This window comes from Aeromicrobium sp. Sec7.5, assembly GCF_036867135.1.
GTDB lineage: Bacteria > Actinomycetota > Actinomycetes > Propionibacteriales > Nocardioidaceae > Aeromicrobium.
The window spans coordinates 2169086-2191787 of record NZ_JBAJIJ010000001.1 but is presented as its reverse complement, the minus strand read 5'-3'; the positions used below and the strand labels follow the sequence as shown (position 1 = coordinate 2191787).

At 71.0% G+C, this 22702-nt stretch carries 27 protein-coding genes and 1 pseudogene; 14 read left to right on the top strand and 14 right to left on the bottom strand.

The window, feature by feature from the left end; translation table 11 throughout:
* Window positions 1-88 precede the first annotated feature (88 nt).
* On the top strand, window positions 89-556 hold the full coding sequence (locus tag V6S66_RS11045; RefSeq protein WP_334206793.1) for a hypothetical protein: 468 nt from the start codon (window positions 89-91) through the stop codon (window positions 554-556).
* Here V6S66_RS11045 and V6S66_RS11040 read toward each other — a convergent pair.
* The 5 genes and pseudogenes from V6S66_RS11040 to V6S66_RS11020 all read right to left on the bottom strand — a co-directional run bounded on the left by V6S66_RS11040 (window position 553) and on the right by V6S66_RS11020 (window position 3150).
* The gene (locus tag V6S66_RS11040) at window positions 553-987 is read right to left on the bottom strand and encodes an HNH endonuclease signature motif containing protein (protein ID WP_334206792.1); all 435 of its coding nucleotides are present in this window, start codon (window positions 985-987) and stop codon (window positions 553-555) included. The two genes, V6S66_RS11045 and V6S66_RS11040, sit on opposite strands and share 4 nt — an antisense overlap.
* Before the next feature lie 130 nt (window positions 988-1117).
* Window positions 1118-1657, bottom strand: a pseudogene (locus tag V6S66_RS17040) (DUF222 domain-containing protein); the annotation flags it as partial.
* Window positions 1658-1846: 189 nt separating this feature from the next.
* Window positions 1847-2188: a DUF2200 domain-containing protein gene (locus V6S66_RS11030; protein WP_334206790.1), complete on the bottom strand. Its 342-nt coding sequence runs from the start codon at window positions 2186-2188 to the stop codon at window positions 1847-1849.
* 25 nt (window positions 2189-2213) lie between these two features.
* Window positions 2214-2696 carry a pyridoxamine 5'-phosphate oxidase family protein gene (locus V6S66_RS11025; RefSeq protein WP_334206789.1) on the bottom strand — a complete coding sequence of 161 codons (483 nt, stop codon included), beginning with the start codon at window positions 2694-2696 and terminating at the stop codon, window positions 2214-2216.
* A 28-nt stretch (window positions 2697-2724) separates the two neighbouring features.
* Window positions 2725-3150 carry a hypothetical protein gene (locus V6S66_RS11020; RefSeq protein ID WP_334206788.1) on the bottom strand — a complete coding sequence of 142 codons (426 nt, stop codon included), beginning with the start codon at window positions 3148-3150 and terminating at the stop codon, window positions 2725-2727.
* Window positions 3151-3306: 156 nt separating this feature from the next.
* Between V6S66_RS11020 and V6S66_RS11015 the strand changes: the two genes are divergently transcribed.
* Together V6S66_RS11015 and V6S66_RS11010 are read left to right on the top strand one after the other, a co-directional pair.
* Window positions 3307-3531 carry a ribbon-helix-helix domain-containing protein gene (locus V6S66_RS11015; RefSeq protein ID WP_334206787.1) on the top strand — a complete coding sequence of 75 codons (225 nt, stop codon included), beginning with the start codon at window positions 3307-3309 and terminating at the stop codon, window positions 3529-3531.
* Complete coding sequence (locus V6S66_RS11010; RefSeq protein WP_334206786.1) at window positions 3531-3845, top strand: type II toxin-antitoxin system PemK/MazF family toxin; 315 nt, start codon at window positions 3531-3533, stop codon at window positions 3843-3845. The genes V6S66_RS11015 and V6S66_RS11010 overlap by 1 nt, the downstream gene beginning before the upstream one ends.
* Before the next feature lie 36 nt (window positions 3846-3881).
* On the opposite strand, the gene V6S66_RS11005 is transcribed toward V6S66_RS11010, so the two are convergent.
* Window positions 3882-4808: an NADP-dependent oxidoreductase gene (locus V6S66_RS11005; protein ID WP_334206785.1), complete on the bottom strand. Its 927-nt coding sequence runs from the start codon at window positions 4806-4808 to the stop codon at window positions 3882-3884.
* Between the two features lie 106 nt (window positions 4809-4914).
* On the opposite strand from V6S66_RS11005, the gene V6S66_RS11000 reads away from it, so the two are divergent.
* Entirely contained in the window at window positions 4915-5304 is a 390-nt protein-coding gene (locus V6S66_RS11000; RefSeq protein ID WP_334206784.1) for a winged helix-turn-helix transcriptional regulator, read from the top strand.
* Window positions 5305-5386: 82 nt separating this feature from the next.
* The gene (locus V6S66_RS10995) at window positions 5387-6880 is read left to right on the top strand and encodes an ABC1 kinase family protein (RefSeq protein WP_334206783.1); all 1494 of its coding nucleotides are present in this window, start codon (window positions 5387-5389) and stop codon (window positions 6878-6880) included.
* Window positions 6881-6886: 6 nt separating this feature from the next.
* Here V6S66_RS10995 and V6S66_RS10990 read toward each other — a convergent pair whose 3' ends face one another.
* A complete protein-coding gene (locus V6S66_RS10990; protein ID WP_334206782.1) occupies window positions 6887-8041 on the bottom strand; it encodes an RNA polymerase sigma factor in 1155 nt (384 codons plus the stop codon).
* The gene (locus V6S66_RS10985; RefSeq protein WP_334206781.1) at window positions 8041-8448 is read right to left on the bottom strand and encodes a YciI family protein; all 408 of its coding nucleotides are present in this window, start codon (window positions 8446-8448) and stop codon (window positions 8041-8043) included. Before V6S66_RS10985 ends, V6S66_RS10990 begins: the two co-directional genes overlap by 1 nt.
* Window positions 8449-8616: 168 nt before the next feature.
* Between V6S66_RS10985 and V6S66_RS10980 the strand changes: the two genes are divergently transcribed.
* From V6S66_RS10980 to V6S66_RS10965, 4 genes are read left to right on the top strand one after another with little or no spacing between them, the layout of a single operon-like run.
* Entirely contained in the window at window positions 8617-9201 is a 585-nt protein-coding gene (locus V6S66_RS10980; protein ID WP_334206780.1) for a TetR/AcrR family transcriptional regulator, read from the top strand.
* A gap of 40 nt (window positions 9202-9241) precedes the next feature.
* Entirely contained in the window at window positions 9242-11575 is a 2334-nt protein-coding gene (locus V6S66_RS10975) for an MMPL family transporter (protein WP_334206779.1), read from the top strand.
* A gap of 43 nt (window positions 11576-11618) precedes the next feature.
* Window positions 11619-11984, top strand: coding sequence for an SRPBCC family protein (locus tag V6S66_RS10970; RefSeq protein ID WP_334206778.1), 366 nt, complete (start codon window positions 11619-11621; stop codon window positions 11982-11984).
* Window positions 11985-12012: 28 nt separating this feature from the next.
* Window positions 12013-12231, top strand: a complete 219-nt coding sequence (locus V6S66_RS10965; protein WP_334206777.1) for a hypothetical protein — start codon at window positions 12013-12015, stop codon at window positions 12229-12231.
* A gap of 183 nt (window positions 12232-12414) precedes the next feature.
* Here the strand turns inward: V6S66_RS10965 and V6S66_RS10960 are convergent, their stop codons facing one another.
* Both V6S66_RS10960 and V6S66_RS10955 read right to left on the bottom strand, forming a co-directional pair.
* On the bottom strand, window positions 12415-13029 hold the full coding sequence (locus V6S66_RS10960) for an MBL fold metallo-hydrolase (RefSeq protein WP_334206776.1): 615 nt from the start codon (window positions 13027-13029) through the stop codon (window positions 12415-12417).
* On the bottom strand, window positions 13029-14129 hold the full coding sequence (locus V6S66_RS10955) for an S-(hydroxymethyl)mycothiol dehydrogenase (protein WP_334206775.1): 1101 nt from the start codon (window positions 14127-14129) through the stop codon (window positions 13029-13031). Before V6S66_RS10955 ends, V6S66_RS10960 begins: the two co-directional genes overlap by 1 nt.
* A 137-nt stretch (window positions 14130-14266) precedes the next feature.
* Between V6S66_RS10955 and V6S66_RS10950 the strand changes: the two genes are divergently transcribed.
* The 4 genes from V6S66_RS10950 to V6S66_RS10935 are packed head-to-tail and all read left to right on the top strand — an operon-like array spanning window position 14267 to window position 15707.
* Window positions 14267-14629, top strand: coding sequence for a hypothetical protein (locus tag V6S66_RS10950; RefSeq protein WP_334206774.1), 363 nt, complete (start codon window positions 14267-14269; stop codon window positions 14627-14629).
* Complete coding sequence (locus tag V6S66_RS10945; RefSeq protein ID WP_334206773.1) at window positions 14622-15014, top strand: phage holin family protein; 393 nt, start codon at window positions 14622-14624, stop codon at window positions 15012-15014. Before V6S66_RS10950 ends, V6S66_RS10945 begins: the two co-directional genes overlap by 8 nt.
* On the top strand, window positions 15011-15238 hold the full coding sequence (locus tag V6S66_RS10940) for a DUF3618 domain-containing protein (RefSeq protein WP_334206772.1): 228 nt from the start codon (window positions 15011-15013) through the stop codon (window positions 15236-15238). Before V6S66_RS10945 ends, V6S66_RS10940 begins: the two co-directional genes overlap by 4 nt.
* Before the next feature lie 37 nt (window positions 15239-15275).
* Window positions 15276-15707 carry an SRPBCC family protein gene (locus tag V6S66_RS10935; RefSeq protein WP_334206771.1) on the top strand — a complete coding sequence of 144 codons (432 nt, stop codon included), beginning with the start codon at window positions 15276-15278 and terminating at the stop codon, window positions 15705-15707.
* Window positions 15708-15787: 80 nt separating this feature from the next.
* Here the strand turns inward: V6S66_RS10935 and V6S66_RS10930 are convergent, their stop codons facing one another.
* From V6S66_RS10930 to helR, 3 genes are all read right to left on the bottom strand, one after another.
* A complete protein-coding gene (locus tag V6S66_RS10930; protein WP_334206770.1) occupies window positions 15788-15952 on the bottom strand; it encodes a hypothetical protein in 165 nt (54 codons plus the stop codon).
* Window positions 15953-16029: 77 nt separating this feature from the next.
* Window positions 16030-16794: a sigma-70 family RNA polymerase sigma factor gene (locus tag V6S66_RS10925; RefSeq protein WP_334206769.1), complete on the bottom strand. Its 765-nt coding sequence runs from the start codon at window positions 16792-16794 to the stop codon at window positions 16030-16032.
* Between the two features lie 193 nt (window positions 16795-16987).
* On the bottom strand, window positions 16988-19189 hold the full coding sequence (gene helR / locus V6S66_RS10920) for an RNA polymerase recycling motor ATPase HelR (protein WP_334206768.1): 2202 nt from the start codon (window positions 19187-19189) through the stop codon (window positions 16988-16990).
* A 217-nt stretch (window positions 19190-19406) separates the two neighbouring features.
* Between helR and V6S66_RS10915 the strand changes: the two genes are divergently transcribed.
* Window positions 19407-19961, top strand: a complete 555-nt coding sequence (locus tag V6S66_RS10915) for a type 1 glutamine amidotransferase domain-containing protein (RefSeq protein WP_334206767.1) — start codon at window positions 19407-19409, stop codon at window positions 19959-19961.
* Window positions 19962-20317: 356 nt separating this feature from the next.
* Here V6S66_RS10915 and V6S66_RS10910 read toward each other — a convergent pair whose 3' ends face one another.
* Entirely contained in the window at window positions 20318-22702 is a 2385-nt protein-coding gene (locus V6S66_RS10910; RefSeq protein ID WP_334206766.1) for an ATP-dependent DNA ligase, read from the bottom strand.

The window sequence follows — 22702 nt, the reverse complement described above, 5'->3', positions numbered from 1 at the left end:
GTGTGACGAAACCCCCGGCGCCTGGAGGGGTGAGACGCCGTGGGCGGGGTACGGCTGAGTCATCTGTTCCCCCTCGAAAGGTTCCTCGATGCTTCGCTCGGTCCTGACCCGCCCCGCCCGAATCGTGCAGCACACCGCCCTCGGTGTCGTGCACACCGGACTGAACACGGTGGCCTCGGTCATCTCGGCCGTCCGCGGCGGAGGCGGAGGCGACAGCTCGCCCGTCCCGGCGCCCAACCCGGCCCCGCCGCGCACCGCGCCGAAGGCGGCGAAGGTGGAGGTGGCCCCGGAGCCTGCCGCGAAGAAGGCGCCCGCCAAGAAGGCACCGGCCGCCAAGAAGGCTCCGGCTGCGAAGAAGGCACCGGCCGCCAAGAAGTCCGCTGCCAAGAAGGCCGCCCCGAGTGCGGTCCCGACGCCGGCCGACGTCGCCGCCCGCGCCAGCCGCCCGGCCGACGAGCCCGAGCACGTCGAGGTCGAAGAAGTCCTGGCCTACAGCACGGGTCCTGACACCAGCACGACGGTTGCTGACGAGGTCGAGGGCAGCGCCAAGAGCTAGGCGGCGTCGTCGAGCTTGAGCTCGATCGTGAGGGCGCGTCCGGGTCCGGTGTCGCGGAGGTGGTCCAGGAGTGCGGGTGTGATGTCGTGGCCTTTGTAGGCATGGTGCGGTTTGCATCGCCATCGCAGGTTGCTGCCCCGGGTCGGGCCTTCGGGCCACGGGATGTGGTGGTCGAGCTCGCATTTCTCGGCCGGGGTGAGGCATCCGGGTGTGGTGCAGACTCCGGACCTGAAGGTCAGGGCCCGTCTGAGGATCTCCGGTGGGCTGTAGCCCGTGTACTCGTGGGCCAGGACGTCGGCGGTGATGGGGTCCAGCAGCATGCGGTGCCAGAACGCTTCGCCGGCGAACGCTGACTCCAGGAGCCAGTCGGCGGGGACCTGCCAGGACCCGTCGGCGGCCTCGACGGGTCCGTCGACGGCCCCGGTGAGCACGGCGGCGTCGATCGTGACCGCGATGTCGCACCGCAGGCCGGGGGGTGCCGGGCAGGTGGTCGGTCGGGGCCGAGGTCAGCACGTGGACCAGCAGGTCCGCACGGCGTTGCGCATGGGACCGCTTGATGCCGTCGGCCTTGTCGGTGCTTTGGTGGGTCTTGGCGAGTCGTTCGAGGCGGGTCTCGATCGCTGCGGCCTGGTGCGAGGGCAGGTAGGCCTGCAACCAGGCCATGCCGTCGTCGGTGTGCTCGACCCGCACGTGCCGCTTGGCCCGTTCGGTCTCAGCCCGCTCGCCCGTCAGGTCGGCCTCGACCCGCGCGACGAACCGGCGCAACCAGCGGCGCAGCTCGGCCACGGTGTGGGTGCGGGCATAGGGGACGGCTTCGTCGTCGAGACGTTGGCGTGAGTCGTCGCGCTCGAGCTTCTCGATCGCCAGCGAGATCTCCCGCACCCGGCCGGCGTCGAGGTGTCCGCGACCGAACGCGACCCAGACCTTCGGCCCGTGCTCGATGACCCGATCGGTCGCAGCGAGACGGTGGACGACCTGCCCCTCCGACATTCCGGTCTCGGCGGCGATCTGCAGGGTGACGGCCGAACGCTCCAGCATCTGCCGCATCGGCGTGGCATCACGGCGCAACCGGGTCAGCGCACCATCGCGGTACCCGACCATCGCCGCCCACTCCGCAGCCTCCGCCTTCGCCCGCTCCCGCGTGACACGACGCAGGTCGCGCAACGTCGGGAACGAGGAGGAGGCCATGAGTCCATTGTACTTGAACAGACGTTCGAGGACAAGACTTTTCCACTGGCACTGCAGCACATTCGCGGCCTTTGGTCGGGTCGACCGGGAGCGCTGTCGCCCTCAGCTCCGCAGGACCTTCTCCATGGCCCTGCCCTTGGCGAGCTCGTCGACGAGCTTGTCGAGGTAGCGGATCTTCTGCATCAGGGGGTCCTCGACCTCCTGCACCTTCACGCCACACGCCGACCCCGTGATGAGGGCGGTGTTCGGGTTGAGGTCGGCCGCGTCGAAGAAGTCCAGGAACGTGGTCCCGTCGTCCAGGTGCTGCTGGAGCTCGGCGTCGTCGAACCCGGTGAGCCACGTGATGACCTCGTCGAGCTCGGCCTTCGATCGGCCCTTGCGCTCGACCTTGGTGACGTAGTGGGGGTAGACGTCCTTGACCGCCGTGGTGAAGATCCGGTGCACCTAGTCAGGGTACGACCGCGAGGCCTCAGACGTCAGCGATCTTCGCGTGGTCGCCGCCGTCATAGGGCTCGCCCGTGATCTTGGACTTCACGAGGCTGATGACCGTGGCCACGCGTCCACCGGGGTTGTCCCAGTACTCGGCCGACTCGACGTCGACGCGGATCAGGATGGCGTTGGGGTCCTCGGGTCCTTCGGGGATCCAGGCCTCGGCGAACGTGCTCCAGAGCTCGCGGAGCGTGTCGAGGTCGTCGACGACCTCGGCCTTGCCCGCCAGGGAGACCCACGAGCTGTCGGTGCTGACGGTGACCGACACTGTCGGGTCGGCCTGGATGTGGCCGACCTTGCGGGAGTCGCGCGTCGCGATGAACCACAGCTCGGTCGAGACGTCGACGTCCTGGCGGGCCATCGGTCGGCTGATCAGGGTGCCGCCGGAGTCGACGGTGGTCAGCATGCAGGAGCGGGAGTCCTGGGTCAGCTCCACCAGGCGGTCGATGTCAGAGGTGCTCATGTCGGGGGAGTACCCCCGGCTCGGGTGATCATCCGCCGACGAGGGCGTCGGGAGGCACGGTGCCGACGGACCGGTCGGTCGCGAAGAACAACGGCCTGGCGCCGCACCGCAGGTCCCTCATCAGGCGATGGGTCATGGCGCACCAGGCACGGTCGTCCTTGGTGAGGCCGGCCGCTCCAGGGCGGGCACGCATCACGGCGACCGACGCGCCCGACTCGCCCCCGCACAGGACGGCGTCGTGGACACCGAGAAATTGCCGCATCGCCTCCTCGTCGGGACCGTCCTCGAGCTCGTCGTCGTAGATCTGGACCACGGTGGGCAGGAGGCGGTCCTCGGCGTCGATGTAGACGGCGAACATCTGCGGGGCGTCGTAGCCATGGCCTCCGTCGATGAACTCCCAGACCTTCGCGAGGTCGCGCACGGTTCGGATGGGGCGTTCGAGATCAGGTGTCATTCCGGCAGTGTCGGGGGAGAGCCGGCCCGGACAGGTACCGGTTTCCACAGTTCTGCCGGGGTAGGACTCGCCTGGGGAAGCCCGGTGGACGCGGATGCATGACGACGACAGGCTTGACCCATGACAGGTGCATCCCAGATTGGTACCGTCGGTCCCATGAGCACGCAGATCGCCGTTCGCCTGCCCGATGAGCTCGTGGCCTGGCTCGACGAGCAGGTCACCGCGGGCGGTGGGTCCCGCGCCGCGGTCACCACACGCGCTCTGCGTCGGTACCAGCGACAGGTCGCCGCGGAGCACGATGCTGAGATCTATCGCACGATGGAGCCGGTTGCGTGGTCCGGGCCGAACGCAGACGGTCGGGTCTACCCGATCCTCGACTGATGCGCTCGATCCATCTCGTGCAACTCGACAAGACCCGACCGGCCGTGGTGCTGACGCGCGAGATCGCGCTGGGCGCGATGACCTCGATCACCGTCGCGCCGGTCACGTCGATCGTGCGAGGACTCTCCACCGAGGTGGCGGTGGGACCGGCCAACGGTCTCGATGCGGCCGGCGTCATCTCGTGCGACAACATCCAGACCGTCGATGTCGCGCAGCTCGGCCGCCGGGTCGGGATGCTGCTCGAGCATCAGGAGCCGGCCCTGGCCCGCGCGCTGGTGAACGCCTTCGACCTCCGTGTGGAGGAGCTCGCCTGACGACGGACCGGGCCGGTCCCTGAACAGCCCCGGGCCTCAGGGCAGGAGCACGAGCTTGCCCAGCACACCGTTCGCCAGCTCCGCGTGGGCGTCGCCGGCCTTCTCGATCGGGAAGGTGGCGGGGACGTGGGCGGAGAGTCGACCGTCGGCGACCAGGTCGGCGATCGCCTTCAGTGACTCCCGGTTCGGAACGACCCCGATGCGGACGAGTCGAACCCCTCGTTCCGCGGCAGTGGCGGCGGCCGCGTCGTCGAAGTCGAGCAGGGACGCGACGACGCCACCGCTGCGTGTCACGGCGAGCGAGCGGATGATGTTGTCGCCGCCGAAGGGGTCGATCGTCACGTCGACCGGGGCGACGACCTCGGTGAAGTCGGCCGAGGTGTAGTCGACGACCTGGTCGGCGCCGAATCTCGTGACCGCCTCGATCTTGGCCGGGCTGGCGGTCGCGACGACCTCGGCGCCCCGCGCCTTCGCGATCTGGATCGCGAGGTGTCCGACCCCACCGCCTCCGGCCTGCACCAGCACGCGCTGGTCGGCGCGGACGTCCGCGACCTCCACCAGTGCCTGGTAGGCCGTGAGGGCAGCGAGGGGCAGGGCTGCGGCATGCACGTCGTCGGTGCCGTCGGGTGTCTTGACCAGCTCGTCCGCCGGAGCCACGACCTGCTCGGCGTAGGCAGCGGCCGAGCTCGGGAAGTGCGGCATGCCGAAGACGCGGTCGCCGACCGCGAGCCCGGTCACGCCCTCGCCGACGGCGTCGACGTGACCCGCCACGTCCCAGCCGACCGTGAACGGCGGCTCGCCGAGGAGTGGGAAGTGGCCCGCGCGGACGGCGGCGTCGACGGGGTTGACCCCGATGGCTCCGACGGTGACGCGGACCTCGCCGGGGCCGGGCACGGGGCTGCTGGTCTCGACGACCTCGAGGACCTCGGGTCCGCCGAGGGTGTTCTGGATGACGATGCGCATGATGCTCTCCGTTCTTGACGTGGTGTTCCGGTCCTGTCACCGTAGGAAGCAAAGGAACGAGAAGTAAGTAGGCACCTAAAAGTGCCTAGGTCACGAAGGGGTTCCCATGGCGACGACGACCGCGGCCCAGCGCCGCGCGGAGGCGAAGGTCGAGTTCGACGCGTACCTGGCGAGCTGCCCGTCCCGCCAGCTGCTCGACGTCATCGCGAACAAGTGGGTGTGCCTGGTCCTGACGGCCCTGGCCGACGGCCCGAAGCGGCACAGTGAGCTGCGCCGGGCCATCGTGGGGGTGAGCCAGAAGATGCTGACGCAGACGCTTCGCGAGCTGGAGCGCGACGGACTTCTGACGCGCACCGTCACCGCCTCCGTGCCGGTCCGCGTCGACTACGAGCTCACCGAGCTGGGGCAGGACCTGCAGCGTGTCGTGCACGACCTCAAGATGTGGGCGGAGCAGAACATGGCCAAGGTCCTGGCGGCGCGCGCGGCTGCCGCCTGACCGGTGTGACGCCCGACGCGTGACCGGACGCACGCCCGACATGTCTCGCGCCATACCGTCGGTATGTGTCACTGTCGATGTCATGATCCTCCCGCCGCCGCCCAGCATCGACGTCCTGATCCGCCGGTCGGAGCGGCTGGCCGCGATGCCCGGGCTGACGCAGCAGGCCCTGCAGTGGCACCACGACGCGGTCGACCAGCGCGCGGTCGTGGCCCGCGACGCGAAGCGTCTGGCGACGCCCCGGCTCTGGCCCGACACGCTGGGGTCGCTGTTCTCGATGGGGTGGCGGATCGTCACGACCGCGGCACCGGACGTGCCGATCCAGCTGCTCGGTGCCGCGTCGGCCGCGGTGGGCCTGCGTGTCGAGCCGCCGAACGCGAGTGCGGGCACGCTCGAGCGCGCGCAACGCCTGGTGCGGGCCGGTGGGCCCACGTACGTCAAGCTCGGCCAGTTCATCGCCACCGCCGACGGCCTGCTCCCCGACGAGTGGGTCACGGCCTTCGCCTGGTGCCGCGACGAGGCACCCGCACTGCCGCCCGGGGTCGCGCTCGAGGTCGTCGAGCGCGAGCTGGGGCCGACCCGTTCCCAGCTGGAGTGGATCGACGAGACGCCGCTCGCGGCGGGCTCGATCGGCCAGGTGCACCGCGGTCGGCTGGTCGACGGCACCGAGGTCGTCGTGAAGGTGCGCCGTCCTGGCCTGCGCCGGCGTTTCCGCGCCGACATCGAGACCCTCGCGATCGCCGCGGCCGCGGCCGAGAAGCTGCACGAGGGCACCCGGGCCGCGAACCTCACGGGATTCGTCGAGCTGTTCGCCCAGCTCGCGCTCGAGGAGCTCGACTTCCGTCTGGAGGCGGCGAACCTCGTCGACTCGAGCGCCGTGCTCGAGGCCCTCGGTGCCGACCACATGCACGCCCCGCGACCGCTGCCCGGCATGGTCACGGAGCGGGTCCTCGTCATGGAGCTCCTGCCGGGCGTCTCGTACTCGCGCCTCGACCCGTCGGCGGACCTCGACGGCGACCGCCTGCTGCACCTGGGCATCAAGGGCGTCGTGGAGGCGACCCTCAAGCACGGCGTGTTCCACGGTGACCTGCACGCGGGCAACGTGCTGGTCGACGAGGCGACGGGGTCGTTCTCGCTCGTCGACTTCGGCATCGCGGGACGGCTCGACCCGGCCCAGCGTGCGGGCCTGGTCGAGTACCTGACGGCGTGGGCCATGAACGACGCGGCCGGGCAGATCACCGCGATGCAGTCGTTCGGTGCGATCGCGAAGGACGCCGAGATCGACGCCCTCGTCGCCGAGCTCCAGGTCGAGCTGGACCTCCTGCAGGACCGGTCGCGTGGCGCCGTGACGTTCGACCAGCTCGGCATCACGCTCGGGCGTCTGCTTCAGGTCCTGGCCCGCAACGGCTTCCGCATGCCCAAGGACCTCGTGCTGTTCTTCAAGAACCTGCTGTACCTGTCGGGCTTCGCGGCGAGCGTCGCGCCGGGTGCCGACGTGCTGGAGGTCGTCCAGGAGATCCTGCTCGACCTGCTGGCCGACCCGGCGGCGGGCCTGGACGAGGCGGTCGGCGCCTGAGTGTCCTCATCGGGTCGTCGTGTTGAGCCGGGCGGCCTGACGGGTGAGGTGGTCGCGTTCCGCCGTGCTGGTCGCGCGGGTCGCCGCCTCGGCGTAGAGCCGTGCCGCGGTGGGGAGGGCGCCGTCCATCTCGTGAAGGTGCGCGGCCACGGCCGTGTACCGGGGGAGCGAGGCGTCGAGCTCCGCCAGCGCCGTGAGTCCGGCCCGAGGCCCGTCGGCCTCGGCGAGGGCGACCACCCGATTCAGGCGCGCGACCGGATTGTCGGTGAGGCTGACGAGCTCGTCGTACCAGTCGACGACCTGCGCCCAGTCGGTCTCCTCGAACGTGGGGGCGTCGGCGTGGAGCGCGGCGATCGCCGCCTGGGCTTGGAACTCGCCGAGGCGGTCGCGCGACAGGGCGAGCTGCAGGATCGCGACGCCCTCGGTGATGGAGGTGGTGTCCCACTGGGTGCGGTCCTGCTCGGCCAATGGCACGAGCGAGCCGTCGGACGCGGTACGCGCCGGGCGTCGGGCGTGGTGCAGCAGCATGAGCGCAAGTAGTCCGGAGACCTCGGGGTGGTCGGCCGCGACGGCGAGCTGGCGGGTGAGCCGGATGGCCTCGGCCGCGAGGTCGACGTCGCCGGAGTAGCCCTCGTTGAACACCAGGTAGAGCGTGCGCAGCACGGTGCCCACGTCGCCGGGCTCGTCGAGACGCACACTCGAGACGGTGCGCTTGGCGCGGACGATGCGCTGGGCCATCGTCGCCTCCGGCACCAGGTAGGCGTCCGCGATCTGCCGGGTCGTGAGTCCCCCGACCGCGCGCAGGGTGAGCGCGACCGCCGAGGACGGGGTCAACGACGGGTGGGCGGACAGGAAGTAGAGCTGCAGCGAGTCGTCGGCCGGTGCGGCCGGTCCTGGCTCGGGCTCGGCGTCGACCCGCTCCTCCCGCTGGCGGCGGGAGATCTCCGACCGTGCGGCGTCGAGGTGGCGTCGCCAGGCGACCGTGACGAGCCAGCCCTTGGGGTCGCGCGGCGGATCGTCCGGCCACGAGCGCCACGCCTCGACGAGCGCCTCCTGCACGGCGTCCTCGGCCGCCGCGAAACCGGCTCCGCGGCGGACGAGGATCGCCAGGACCTGCGGGGCCAGCGCCCGGATGGTGGCGGGGTCGAACGACGGCTCCATCAGTCCTGCACGAGCGGCGGCTCGCCGTAGAGCGGGCGGACCTCGAGCCACTCGTGGATCGGCTCGCCGTTCTTGCCGGGTGCGGCGGAGAGCTCGCCGGCGAGCTCGACGGCTCGCTCCGGGGTGTCGACGTCGATGATCATCCATCCGGCGATGAGGTCCTTGGTCTCCGCGAACGGACCGTCAGTCACCGGGGGCTTGCCCTCGCCGTCGTACTGCACCCACAGCCCGGTCGGCGCCAAGGCCTGGCCGTCGACGTACTCACCCGTGCCCTCGAGCCTGGCGGCGAAGTCGTTCATGTACTGGATGTGCGCCGAGACCTCCTCGGGCGACCACTGGTCCATCATCACGTCGTTCCTGGCGGCGGGTGCGCCGCGGTAGTGCTTCAGCAGCAGGTACTTGGCCATGATCTTCTCCTTGTGTGCGGCGACCTGATGGTCGCTCTCACCCCGGGGTCGGAGCCGTTCGTCGGTTCTCGACATCCTTGCGCGACATTTTTCGGTCCGCGAGGGGGAGACGTGATTCACACCTCCGGCCGATTGCACTCCAGCCATCAGAGTGCAAGACTGCACTACATGGCGAAGAGTGCAAACGAGGTGCGGCGGCAGCGCACGCTGCGTGCCATCTCGTCCTGCGCCCGCAGCCTGGCCGACGAGCACGGGCTGGACGGCTTCACGATGGACCAGCTCGCCGAGAGCGTCGGGGTGTCTCGTCGCACCCTGTTCAACTACGTCCCCGGCAAGGTCGACGCGGTCCTGGGGATTTCTGAGCCGCCCGAGTCCGAGCTCGTCGAGACCTTCATGCGGGGCGGTCCCACGGGTCACCTCCTGACCGACGTCAAGGAGCTCATCGTCGTGCTGCTCGACGACGAGGGCCCCACGCCGGCCGAGGTCGCGCAGGTCCGTCGGCTCATCCGCTCCGACGCCCGATTGCACGCCGCCGTCCACGAGCGGTTCGCCGAGGTCATGGAGCGTTTCTCCGACGGCATCGCCCAACGCGAGGGGGAGGACGTCGAACCGCTCACGGTCCGCCTGGTCGCGACGCTCGCACTCAGCCTGTTCGACATCGCGCTCGACCAGTCCCTCGCGGACGACAGCATCAGTCTCGCCCAGCACTACGCCCGGGTCTTCGAGGCCGCCATGGTCGTCACCCGCCCCTGAGCTTTCCCCCCATCAGCCACCTACCCAGGAGATCCCTGACATGGCCACCCTGCTCTACCGACTCGGCAAGACCGCCTACCGGCGCTGGCCACTCTTCCTCGCCGCGTGGGTCATCGCCCTCGTGACCCTCGGCGCCGGCGCCGGACTGCTGTCCAAGCCGATGTCGAACACCTTCTCGATCCCGGGCGTGGAGTCCGTCGACACGGCCGAGCTCCAGCAGGAGCTCTTTCCCGACTCGGCCGCCGTGGACGCCCCGTCCGCGACGATCGTCGTCGCCGCCCCCGACGGCAGCACCCTCGCCGACGAGCCCTACGCGGACGCCGTGAGCACCCTGGTCACCGACCTCGGTTCGCTCGACACCGTCGTGGAGGGCGTCGTCGGTCCGGTCGAAGGTGCGGCGGGCCTCGAGGCCCAGGTCACGGCCGGGATCGACGAGGCCGAGTCGCAGGCGACCGCCGCAGGTCAGCCGTTCGACCGTGACGCCGCGCTCGCGGCGGCGCAGGCACAGATCGCCTCGGCGACCCCGCTGTCCGACGACGGCCGCATCGGCACGATCTCGTTCACCTTCGACGAGCCCACCCAGCTCGAGGTGACGCCCGAGATGCAGGACGAGGTCCTCGAACTCATGGACACCGCGCGGGACGCGGGTCTGACCGTCGAGGTGTCCGGCCCCGCGATGCAGGTCATGGAGGCCGGTGGTGCGTCCGCCGAGCTCATCGGCATCGCGCTCGCGATCGTCGTGCTGGCGCTGACGTTCGGCTCCCTCGTCGCGGCCGGCATGCCGATCATCACCGCGCTGATCGGCGTGGCCGTCGGGGTCACCGGCATCACGGCGATGACCGCGGTGATCGAGGTGCCGTCGACGACGACGGCCCTGGCCGTGATGCTGGGCCTGGCCGTCGGCATCGACTACACGTTGTTCATCCTGGCGAGGTTCCGCGGCGAGCTCGACCACACCGACGACCGCCAGGAGGCCATCGGCGTCGCCGTCGGCACTGCCGGGTCGGCCGTGGTGTTCGCCGGTCTGACCGTGATCATCGCGCTCGTCGCGCTGAGCGTCGTCGGCATCTCGTTCCTGACCGCAATGGGCATCGGCGCGGCAGTGACCGTGGCGGTCGCCGTCCTCGTGGCGCTGACCCTCCTGCCCGCGATCCTCGGGATGCTGAAGTCGAAGTCGTTCGGCGGCACGTTCCGCCGCTACCGACCCGCTCGTGAGGCCGGCGGCGTGATCCTCAACAACGGGGTCCGCTGGGCCCGGGCGGTGGGCAAGGCGCCGATCGTCGCGGTGCTCGTCGTGGTGGCGGGCCTCGGGGCCCTCGCGTTCCCGATCCAGGACATGCGTCTGGCGCTGCCCACCGACAGCACCGCCGCCGAGGGCACGACCCAGCGCGAGGCCTCGGACCTGGTGACCGAGGCGTTCGGCCCCGGTCGACTCTCGCCGATGCTGGTCGTCGTGGACGCCCGCGACGTCGCCTCGCCCGAGGAGCAGCAGGCCGGGTACCAGGCCGTCGCGGCCTGGGCCGCCGGTCAGGACGACGTGACCAGCGCGATGGTCGTCACGAGCAACGAGAACGGCGCGATGGTCCTGGTCGAGCCCTCCTCGGGTGCCGAGGACCCCGCGACCGAGGACCTCCTGCAGTCGCTGCGCGACGGCGAGGCCCAGATCGAGTCCGAGACGGGCACGACGGTCGGTGTCACGGGCCTGACCGCGATCCAGACCGACGTGTCGGAGAAGTTGGCCGACGCCCTGCCGATCTACCTCGCGATCGTGATCGGGTTGGCGTTCCTGCTGCTCATGATCGTGTTCCGGTCGATCCTCGTGCCGCTCACTGCGACGCTGGGCTTCCTGCTCTCGATCATGGCCACGCTGGGGGCGACCGTGGCGCTGTTCCAGGAAGGCCTCTTCGGACTGTTCCCGGGCCAGCCGATCGTGAGCTTCATCCCGATCTTCCTGGTCGGCGTGGTGTTCGGGCTCGCGATGGACTACCAGGTCTTCCTCGTCACGCGGATCCGCGAGGCCTACGTGCACGGGGCGACGTACCGCGAGGCGGTCGTCGACGGGTTCCGCAACAGCGCCCGCGTCGTGACGGCGGCCGCGCTGATCATGACGGCGGTGTTCGCCGGGTTCATCTTCATGGACGACCCGATCATCAAGTCGATGGGCTTCGCGCTCGCCGCGGCGGTCATCTTCGACGCCTTCGTCATCCGCATGGTGCTGATCCCGGCCCTGATGTACCTGATGGGTGACAAGGCCTGGTACCTGCCGAAGTGGCTCGACAAGATCCTGCCAAACGTCGACATCGAGGGCGAGAACCTGCACCGGCCGCACCTCGCGCGCACCGTCGACGCGGAGAAGGTCACGGCGAGCGTCTGAGCGTCAGGGCGCGCGATCGGTGCGCGGCGGCGATGCTGGAGGGGTGCTGATCCTCTCTCGCGACGTCGCCGCGCACCCCGACCGTGTCTGGCACCTGCTGACGGACCTGGCGGCGTGGCCGCTCTGGGGGCCGACCGTGAGGCGGGCCGAGATCGACGGGGAGTTCGTGACCGGCGCGACGGGTCGGGTCTGGCCCGCGGTCGGCCCGGCCCTGCCGTTCGAGCTCACCACGGTCGTGCCGGGACGTCGGTGGTCGTGGAAGGTCGCGGGTGTGCCCGCCACGACCCACGCCGTCGAGGCGTCCGGCGCCGGCACCCGGCTGAGCATGGGCATCCCGGTCTGGGCTCCGGCCTACGCGCCGGTCGTGCTGATCGCGCTGCGTCGGATCGAGCAGCTGGCTCTCGCGTGAACCGGGGTCGAGCGGGTACCCCGACGCCATGACTCCCATCGACCCGAGCCAGAAGGACCCGAAGGACTGGACGCCGGAGGACGCCCTCGCGGTCAACGCCGTTCCTGACGAGGTCCGCCTCCACTCCGACCCCTCCGAGACCGAGATCGCCCAGCGCAGTGACGGCGTGGTCGTCGACCCGGAGGCGGACGCACCCACCGGTGGTTGTCCCCCTACGACTCCGTCGTGGGAGGTGCCCCCAGTGTGAGCGCGCTCTGGCGCGCGAGCTGGGTCCTGAGGTGCGACGAGCTCTGCGAGGAGCCTCGAAGGGCGAGACCTCGGCCAGCACAACGACTGTGGTGACCATCGAAGATCGATGTGACCAGCGTTTCGAGGCTCAGGCGCCAGAGCGCCTTCGCACCTCAACGACCGGTTGGGGGGAGTCCAGCGCTCAGCCGTCGAGGTTGGCCTTCTCGGCGCCGATCGTGGTGTCGTCGCCGTGGCCGGTGTGCACCACGGTCTCGTCGGGCAGGGCGAAGAGCTTCGCGCGGATCGACGCCTCGATCGTGGGCCGGTCGCTGAACGAGCGGCCGGTGGCGCCGGGGCCGCCGTTGAACAGGGTGTCGCCGGTGAACACGGCACCGAGCTCGGGGGCGGACAGGCAGACGGCGCCCGGCGCGTGGCCGGGCGTGTGCAGCACCGTGAGCGACGTGCCGGCGACCTCGATCGTGAGGCCGTCGGCGAGGTCGTGGTCCCAGATGATCGCGTCGCCGTGGGTCAGCTCCCACACCGGACGGTCGTCGGGGTGCAGGTAGATCGGTGCACCGGTGCGCTCGCGCAGCTCCGGGGCCACGCGCACGTGGTCGTCGTGGGCGTGGGTGCAGACGATCGCGGTCAGCGTGCGCTCGCCGACGAGCGCGAGGATGTCGTCGACCGAGTGCGGGGCGTCGATCACGACGCACTCGGTGTCGTCGCCGACGACCCACACGTTGTTGTCGACCTCGTGGGTCTCGCCGTCGAGGCTGAAGATGCCGCTGGTGACGGCGTGGTCGATGCGCGCGGCCATCAGAGCACCACGACCGATCGCAGGACGTCGCCGTGGTGCATCCGCTCGAACGCGGCTTCGACACCGTCGATCGCGATCTCCTCGGTCACGAACGCGTCGAGGTCGAGGCGTCCCTGCTGGTAGAGGTCGACGAGCATGGGGAAGTCGCGGCTCGGCAGGCAGTCGCCGTACCAGCTGGACTTGAGCGAGCCGCCGCGTCCGAAGACGTCGATCAGCGGCAGCTCCGGCACGGTCATGTCCGGGGTGGGCACGCCGACGAGGACGACGGTGCCGGCGAGGTCCCGGGCGTAGAAGGCCTGCTTCCAGGTCTCGGGGCGGCCGACGGCCTCGACCACGATGTCGGCACCCTCGGCGCCCGGGTACGTCTGGGCCGCGATCTCCTTGATCGCCTCGACCGGGTCGACCTTCGAGGAGTCGACCGTGTGGGTCGCGCCGAGCTTGCGGGCCGTCTCGAGCTTGTTGGCGTCGATGTCGACGGCGATGATCGGGCTCGCCCCCGAGAGCGCGGCGCCGGCGACCGCCGCCACGCCCACGCCTCCGCAGCCGATGACCGCGACGGACCGGCCACGGGTGGCGCCGCCGGTGTTGATCGCGGCCCCGATGCCGGCCATGACGCCGCAACCCAGCAGGCCGACGGCGGCAGGACGCGCCGACGGGTCGACCTTGGTGCACTGGCCGGCGGCGACGAGGGTCTTCTCGGCGAAGGCGCCGATCCCGAGCGCGGGGGAGAGCTCCGTGCCGTCCTCGAGCGTCATCTTCTGGGTCGCGTTGAACGTGCTGAAGCAGTACTGCGGCTCACCACGGTTGCAGGCACGGCAGTCGCCGCACACCGCCCGCCAGTTCAGCACCACGAAGTCGCCGGGCGCGACGTCGGTGACGCCGGGGCCGACGGCCTCCACCAGGCCCGAGGCCTCGTGGCCGAGCAGGAACGGGAACTCGTCGTTGATGCCACCCTCGCGGTAGTGCAGGTCGGTGTGGCAGACCCCGCACGCCTGGACCTGCACGACGGCCTCGCCCGGACCGGGATCGGGCACGTTGATCGTCACGAGCTCGACCGGAGCCCCCTTCGCGCGCGCGATGACGGCCTTGACCTGCTGCATGTGATGCACCTTTCGTTGACTGCTCATCAGTCTGTCAGAGGCGTGAGCGGCGTCACCCGCGCATGGTCCCGGGACCAGCGGGTACGGGTGCACCAATCGGCGGGCAGTCGGTCCGCCGTCTCATTCCAGGAGGAACCATGCTGAGGAAGACCACGATCCTGGCGGCCGCTGGCATCGGCTACGTGCTCGGCAGCCGCGCCGGGCGCGAGCGGTACGAGCAAATCGTGTCCGCGGTCGACGGCGTGAAGGCCAACCCGCGGGTGCAGAAGGCTGCCGCCCAGGCCCAGGACTACGCGGCCGAGCAGGTGCCGGTCGTCAAGGAGAAGGCCCAGGAGGCCGCCGCCGGTGCTCGGGACAAGGTCAAGGACGTCGTCTCCTCCGACGACGCCACCGGTCCTGACACCTCGGTGCCGGGTGCTCCGAGCGGCACCACCCCGAAGTCGCACGGCGACCCCCTGTCGAGCTCGCCCGAGAACTCCACGCAGGCCGACCATGGCTGATCGTGACCCGCTCCACGACGCGACGGTCGGCGAGCTCGCGGTCCAGCTGACGGAGCAGACCAGCCGGTTGGTGCACGACGAGGTGGAGCTGGCCAAGGCCGAGATCCGCGAGAGCGTCAAGCATGCCGGCCTCGGAGCCGGCCTGTTCGGCGCCACCGGCCTGCTGGCCGTGCTCGGATTCGGGACCCTGGTCGCCGCCGCGGTCGCCGCGCTCGCCCTGGTCGTCGAGGTGTGGCTCGCGGCGCTCATCGTCGCGGGCGTCCTGTTCGTCGCGGCTGGCGCCGGGGCGATGCTGGGCGTGAAGCAGATCCAGGAGGTCGGACCGCCGCACACGGCCGAGAACGTCAAGAAGGACATCGCCGCAGCCAAGGGAGAGCACGCATGAGCGCCACCGAGCGTCCCGGACCGGGAGCGTCCGCGTCCGAGATCGAGGCCGACATCGAGCGGACCCGTGAGCACCTGGCCGACACGATCGACGAGCTCGGCGACCGGCTGGCACCGTCGCACGTGGCGGCGCAGGCCAAGGACGGAGTCGTCGCCCGCGGGCCGCAGCTCGCGGTGCTGGCCGTCACGGCCGCGGCGATCGTCGTCGCCTGGCGACGCCTCTAGCTGATTGAGCCCGGTGCTCGGCGGGTACTCCCTGACCATGACCACCATCAGCAGAACGTTCACCGTCGACCCCCGTCCTGCCGTCATGCTGGACTACCTCAAGGACTTCGCGAACGCCGAGGACTGGGACCCGGGCACCGAGAAGTGCGTGCGTCTCGACGACGGCCCGGTCGCCGTCGGCAGCACCTGGAAGAACACCTCGAAGATCGCCGGCGTCTCGACCGAGCTGGTCTACGAGCTCACCGAGCTCACCGACGCCAAGGTCGTCTTCCACGGCACGAACGAGACCGCCGACACGACCGACACGATCGAGGTCGTGGCGTCGGGCGACGGCTCGGAGATCACCTACACCGCCGTCATCGAGATGAGTGGGGCCGCGAAGCTCGCCGCTCCGGTGGTGAAGCTGGTCTTCGAGAAGATCGGCAGCGACACCGAGGACGACATGGTCACGGTGCTCAACCGTCTCTGAAGCTCCCGACCGCGGATGAACGAAGGCCCTGACCCGAGTGATCGGGTCAGGGCCTTCCCCGCATGCGTGATGCGGGGGTCTCAGGGAGCGGCGGGTCCGTCGGGACGCGGCTCGGTCTGGGGCTCGGGCGCGACGTCCGGATCGGCGGGGCCGGGGAGTCCCGGCTCGATCACGGGCTCGGCTCCGGGGATGCCCGGTTCGACGGGCTTGACCGGCTGGTCAGGCTCAGGCGGTGCGACGGTCATGTCGTTCCTTCCATCGAGGTCGTCGGGGGAGTACCCCGCTGTGGGCGGTTCATGCACGATGTCCGCGCGAACGTGGCTCAGCTGGCCAGCTGCGTGAGGCCCATGTCGTCGCGGATGCGCTCGATCACGGCGCTGAGGCGTCGCGAGACCTGCATCTGGGAGATCCCCAGCTCGCGGCCGATGTCGGCCTGCGTCCGGCCCTCGACGAACCTCATGCCGAGCAGGCGCCGGTCCTGCAGGCTCAGCTGGCGCACGCTCGGCCCGACGGCCTGCAGGTCCTCGGCGCGCTCGAGATGACGGTCGATCGAGCCGATCGTGTGCCCGAAGGGGGTGCTGTCACCCGGCGCCGGGGCGTCGAGCGATCGCGGCGAGAACGCGCCGATCACGGAGTCGGCCTCGCGCAGCGACCCCTCGCTCTCGCCGATGCGCTCGGCCACCTCGGCCGGCGTGGCGTCCCGCGACAGCTCGCTGCGCAGGTCCTCGCGGGCCACGTTCGCAGCGGCCTGCACCTCCTGCAGGTGGCGTCCGGGCCGCACGACCCAGGCGCTGTCGCGGAAGTGGCGACGGAGCTCACCGAGGATCGTCGGGACGGCGTAGGCGGTGAAGGAGCGCCGGTCGGCGTCGAAGCGTCGGACGGCCTTCAACAGGCCCAGACGTGCGACCTGCTCGAGGTCGTCGGAGGCCACCCCGCGACCGTTGTACCGGCGGGCGAGGCGGCGAGCGAGCGCGAGATTGTTCTCGAGGACCTCGTTCTGGAGGGCCTCGCGGCGCGGCGACAGCTCGTCGCGGGCCTGGGCGAGGAGCAGGTTCGACTGCTCGTCAAGCGTGGTGTGAGAGGACATGGCACGTTCCGTTCTCGAGGAAGGGAAACGGCTGGAGGCTCAACCGGTGAAGCGTTGACTTGTTCCTCCACGGAACCACGGCCCGGCAAACCCGGCAAGGCGAGCCTGCGGCTCGGCCCGTGGATCCACGGGTGGCGGGCGGAGCTCCGCCCCGTGAGGTGCGACGAGGAACGAGGAGCCTCGACAGGGGTTCTCAGCCAGCGGACGACGTCAGGACCACGAGTCGTTGGGTCGCGCGGGTCATCGCGACGTACCGGTCGACGGCACCCTCGGTGCCCGTCCCGAACCTCTCCGGGTCGATCAGCACGACGAGATCGAACTCCAGGCCCTTGGCGAGCGCGGGCGTGAGTGATCGAACCCGTTCCGACGTGACCGGGAGCGCGGGAGCCGCCGAGCCGATGACGCACGCGACACCCTCGTCGCCCGACGCCAGCCAGTCGCGCAGGACCGCGGCGAGGTCGGACACCGGCCGGTGCTCGACCGGGACGCCCGACGCGCGGACCGACGTCGGCACGTTGGCGTCCGGGACGGCGGCGCGGATGAGCGGCTCCGCCTCCTCCATGACCTCCGACGGGGTGCGGTAGTTGATCGTCAGCGACGCGACCCTGGCTCGGTCCACCCCGACGCGCGCCAGGCGTTCCTGCCACGACTCGGCGAAGCCGTGGCGTGCCTGGGCGCGGTCGCCCACGATCGTCAGGCTTCGCGACGGGCACCGCGCGAGCACCATCTGCCACTCGGCGTCCGTGAGCTCCTGCGCCTCGTCGACGACGACGTGGGCGAAGGGGCCGACGAGCGTGTCGGGGTCGACGGCGTCCACCGCGGCCTCGTCCTCCAGCGACACCTGCATGTCGTCACCGCGCAGCGTCCGCATCAGCAGCAGCTCCGAGTCGTCGCTCGCGATGAGCTCGTCGACCACCAGGTTCATCTGCGCACGTTCCGCGGCCAGGGTCCTCTCCCGCTCGCGCCGGCGCCGCGAGGAGTCGGGGTCGCCGAGGCGTCGACGCGCGGCGTCGAGCAGGGGCAGGTCGGACGTCGTCCACGCGTACGGGTCGTCACGTCCCAGCAGGTTCACCTCGTCCGCGGTGAGACCGGGAGCGCAGTGACGCAGGTAGGCGGGCACCGACCACAGGTCGGCGACGAGATCGGCAGGCTCGACGACGGTCCAGGCGCGGTCGAACGCGTCGACCAGGGCGGCGTTCCGCTCGAGCGCGCGACGCAGCGGCTCGATCGGGGGTCGCTCGTCCTCGACCCCGTCCTCGTCGAACCCGCCCGTGACGTGGAGGTCGGCAAGGATCTCGACCAGCGCGTCCCAGACCTGGTCGCGCGCCTCGTTGTGGGGTGTCCCGGGGTCGGCCGCGCCGAAGGCCTCCGCCCAGTCCGTGGCGCGTAGGCGCACCGTGGTCCACGGCGTCTCGACGTCCAGCGGCTCGGTCGGCGGCTCCTCGTACAGCGCCACCGCAGGCTCGATCGCCCGCACGAGCTCGACGGCGGCCTTGAGGCGCGCCACCTCCGGGTCGTGCTCGGGGCTCGCGTCGCGCCCCTCGGGCACGAGGTCGCGCACGGTGCAGGTGCGCACGCCGTCCTCGCCCAGGCTGGGCAGCACGTCGTCGACGTAGGCCAGGTACGGCTCGTGCGGCCCCACCACCAGCACGCCGCCGCGTCCCGGCCGCAGGCGTGGGTCGGCGTGCAGGAGGTACGCGGCGCGGTGCAGGGCCACGACGGTCTTGCCGGTGCCGGGACCTCCGTCGACGACGAGCGCACCGGCGGCCCCGGCACGGATGATCGCGTCCTGGTCGGCCTGCAGCGTGCCGAGCACGTCGCGCATGCGGTCGGACCGGCTCGCGCCGAGACTCGCGACGAACGCCGACCGGTCGTCGAGGGAAGCGGTGCTCCCGAGGCCGGTGGGTGAGAAGACCTCGTCCCAGTAGTCGGTGATGAGGCCGCGCGTCCAGCGGAAGCGCCGGCGGCTCGCCAGACCCATGGGGTGGCCGTGGGTCGCACCGAAGAAGGGCTCGGCCGCGGGTGAGCGCCAGTCGACGAGCAGCCGCTCACCGGTGCCCGACGTGAGCCCCAGCCGTCCGACGTACGTCGCTGTGCCGTCCTCGGCGACCATGCGACCGAGGCAGAGGTCGAGCCCGAACCGGCGCAGCGTGCGCAGGCGGGCCGTCAGCCGGTGCACCTCCTGGTCGCGCTCGACCGCGGCCGTTCCTTCCCGCGCCACGAGCCGACGCGCCTGGTCGAGCTGCTCGGACAGCTCCCCCACCTGGTCGGCCAGGCTGGTCGCGATGCCAGCGAGGTGCACCTCGTCGGCCCCGATCAGCGACGGCACCGACTTGGCGGCCAGCCGGTCGGGCAGCGCGAACGGACTCGTGACGGACGTCGGACGATGACCCATGAATTCCCCCTCAGGACGGCCGGTATCCCGGCACGGTCGGCCATTCTGGGGGGTCCGCGGGGCCTTGCGGCAAGCCCCCGGACGGGATATAACCTGAAGTAGCAGGAGCCGCGAGGCTCCTTTTTTCATGCCCTCGCCGCGCCGACGTGCGCGCTGGGCCCGGACGGTTAGCGTCGATCGTGACGCAATCGATGCACCCGATCCGGGAGGAGCTCGCATGAGCACGCTGCAGGGCAAGAAGATCGCCGTCCTCACGTCGCAGGAAGGCGTGGAGAAGGCCGAGCTGGAGTCGCCGATCGCCGCGATCCGCGAGGCCGGGGGAACCGCCGTCCACGTCGCGCCGAAGCTCGAGCCGGTGCAGTCCATGGTGGGCGACACCGACAAGGACGCGACGTTCGATCCCGACGCCACCGTGGCCGATGTCGACGTCGCCGACTTCGACGCGCTGGTCATCCCCGGCGGCACGGTCAACGCCGACCACGTCCGCGGCGACGCCGCGTCGGTTGCGCTCGTGACCGCGTTCGCCGAGGCGAAGAAGCCCATTGCCTCCATCTGTCACGGACCGTGGGCGCTCGTCGAGGCCGGGGTGCTGCCCGGCAAGACGCTGACGTCGTTCCCGACGCTGCGGACCGACATCGTCAACGCCGGAGGCACCTGGGTCGACGAGACCGTCTTCCACTGCCCGGGCCGCGGCTGGGACCTCATCACCTCGCGCAACCCCGACGACCTGGAGGCGTTCAACGCCAAGATCGCCGAGGTCGTCGGCGGCTGACACCGCCCTGGGGCTGAGGTGCCCCTTTCGAGGCTCGTTCGTTCCTCACTCGCGCCTCAAGGGGCGGGGCTCCGCCCTCGCCCGGTGGTTGAGGTGTGAGTGCGCTCTGGCGCGCGAGCCTCGAAACCTCGGTCAGGTTGTGGGCTCGGGTACCCCTTTCGAGGCTCGTTCGTTCCTCACTCGCACCTCAAGGGGCGGGGCTCCGCCCTCGCCCGGTGGTTGAGGTGTGAGTGCGCTCTGGCGCGCGAGCCTCGAAACCTCGGTCAGGTGGTGGGCTCGGGTACCCCTTTCGAGGCTCGTTCGTTCCTCACTCGCGCCTCAAGGGGCGGGGCTCCGCCCGCACTGCGAGGCCTCGGTCAGGTGGCGGGGGCCTCCCACGCGACGTCGGCGGCCTCCAGATCCGTCCGCAGGCCCTTCCAGGCGGGGTGGCGCAGGTGCCCGGCCGGCGTCAGCTCGGCGTAGGTGACCTCGCCGACGAGCCGCGGCGTGACCCACCGGGCGTCGCTCGCGGCGTCCTTCGGGACGTCGGCGAACGGTGAGGTCTTGCGCTCGGACCGACCGAGCCTCCGCTCGAGGTCACGCAGCGTGCGTTCGTCGAATCCGCTCCCGACCCGGCCGACGTAGGTCAGCCCGCCGTCCTCGGGCACGCCGAGCAGGAGCGACCCGATCGAGCCCGAGCGCCTGCCCCGACCCGGTCGCCACCCACCGATCACGACCGACTGGGCCGAGAGGTGCTTGATCTTGATCCACGACCCGGACCGCCGTCCCGGGAGGTAGCGGGAGCCGAGGCGCTTGGCCACGACCCCCTCGAGTCCCCGGTCCCGGCTGAGCCGAGTCGCGGCGTCGAGATCACCCTCGACGGCGGGCGGCACCTCGACGTGATCGAGGTCGTCGAGGCCGAGCTCCTGGAGGACCCCGCGGCGCTTGGCGTAACCGGATCCCGTGAGGTCCTTGCCTCCGGCCCGCAGCACGTCGAACACGAGGAACTTCACCGGCACCTCGTCGCGGGCGGCCGCGATCTCGGCGTCGCCCGTGAGCTGGATCCGGTGCTGGAGCAGCGAGAAGTCCGGCGCGCCGCGCCGGCCGAGTGCGACGATCTCGCCGTCCAGCACGAGGGACTGATCCGGTCGCAGCTTGCCGAGGCCCTCGGTCACCTCGGGATACGTCGCGGCGACCTTGCGCCCCGAGCGGCTGAACAGGGCGACGTCGCGCCCTTCGAGGACCGCGATCGTGCGGACACCGTCCCACTTCAGCTCGAACGCCCAGTCGCCGTCGTGCTCGACATCGGCGGCCGAGCCCAGCGTGGCCAGCATCGGCTCGACCGCGGCCTCGCGCAGCGAGCCCCGGTTGGACGACCCCTTCAGGTCCATGACGTGGGCGAGCCAGTTCTTCTTGCCCGTGCGCACGAGAGCGAGCCGTCGAGGCTGCCCCTCGAGACCGCCGTCGCGGCTGCCGCGCAGGGTCACGATGACCTCGCCGTCGTTCCACTTCTCCGTGTCGTACTCGCCGGTGTCCCAGATCAGCGATTCGCCGCCGCCGTACTCGCCCTGCGGGATCGTGCCCTCGAACGTCGCGTACTCCAGCGGGTGGTCCTCCGTGGGCACCGCGAGCCGGTTCCGCTTCGGGTCGTCGGGGATGCCCTTGGGCAGCGCCCAGCACCGCAGCACGCCGTCGCGCTCGAGGCGCAGGTCCCAGTGGAGGCTGCTCGCGTGGTGCTCGTGGACGACGAACAGGCGGCCCTCGCCGGAACCCGCGGGGGCCGGGGTGGCCGGGACCGGTTCGGGCGTGCGGCGGGCGTCGCGCTTGGACCGGTACTCGCGCAGCAGGTCGGTCTCGTCGCCGGCGCCGGCTCCCACGGCGTGGCCGAGGGCCGCCATCGGGTCCTTGCGGCGCTTCATGCGGGCCAGCACCTCGTCCATCCGCAGGTGGCGGAGGTCGGGGTCGTTCAGCTCGCGCCACGTGCGGGGGACCGCGACGTAGGGCTCGTCGCGACCGCGCAGCGAGTAGGGCGCGATGGTCGTCTTGTTGCCGTTGTTCTGGCTCCAGTCGACCAGGACCTTGCCCTGGCGGTCGGTCTTGCGCATCGACGAGACCACGAGGTCCGGCAACTGCTCCTCGAGCGCCTGGGCCAGACGCTTGGCAAAGGCGTTGATCGCGTCAGAGTCGTTCGAGCCGTCCAGCGCGGCGTAGAGGTGGAGGCCCTTGCTGCCGCTGGTGACGGGATACGGGTCGAGTCCGATGTCCTTCAGCAGCGTGCGGGCGTGCTTCGCGACCTCGACGCACTCCGGGAGCCCGACCCCCGGTCCGGGGTCGAGGTCGAGCACCAGGCGGTCGGGGTTCTCGTGCGCGCCGTCGGCACCGACGCGCCACTGCGGGACGTGCAGCTCGAGTGCCGCGACCTGACCCGCCCAGGCGAGCGCCGCCGGCTCCTCGAAGCGGGGGTACCGGGTGCGGTGGTCCCGGTGGGCGATCTCGACCCGGGGGATCCATTCGGGAGCGGAGTCGGGCAGGTTCTTCTCGAAGAAGACCTCGCCGGGCGCGCGCTCGGTGCCCACCCCGTCGACCCAGCGCTTGCGGGTCAAGATGCGCCCGGTGACGTGGGGGAGCAGGTACGGGGCGATCTCGACGTAGTACCGGATGACGTCGGCCTTGGTCGTCCCGCTCGCCGGGTACAGCACCTTGTCGGGGTGGGTCAGCCGGAGCTGACGACCGCCGATCTCCGTCGTGACGGCAGGTGCCAC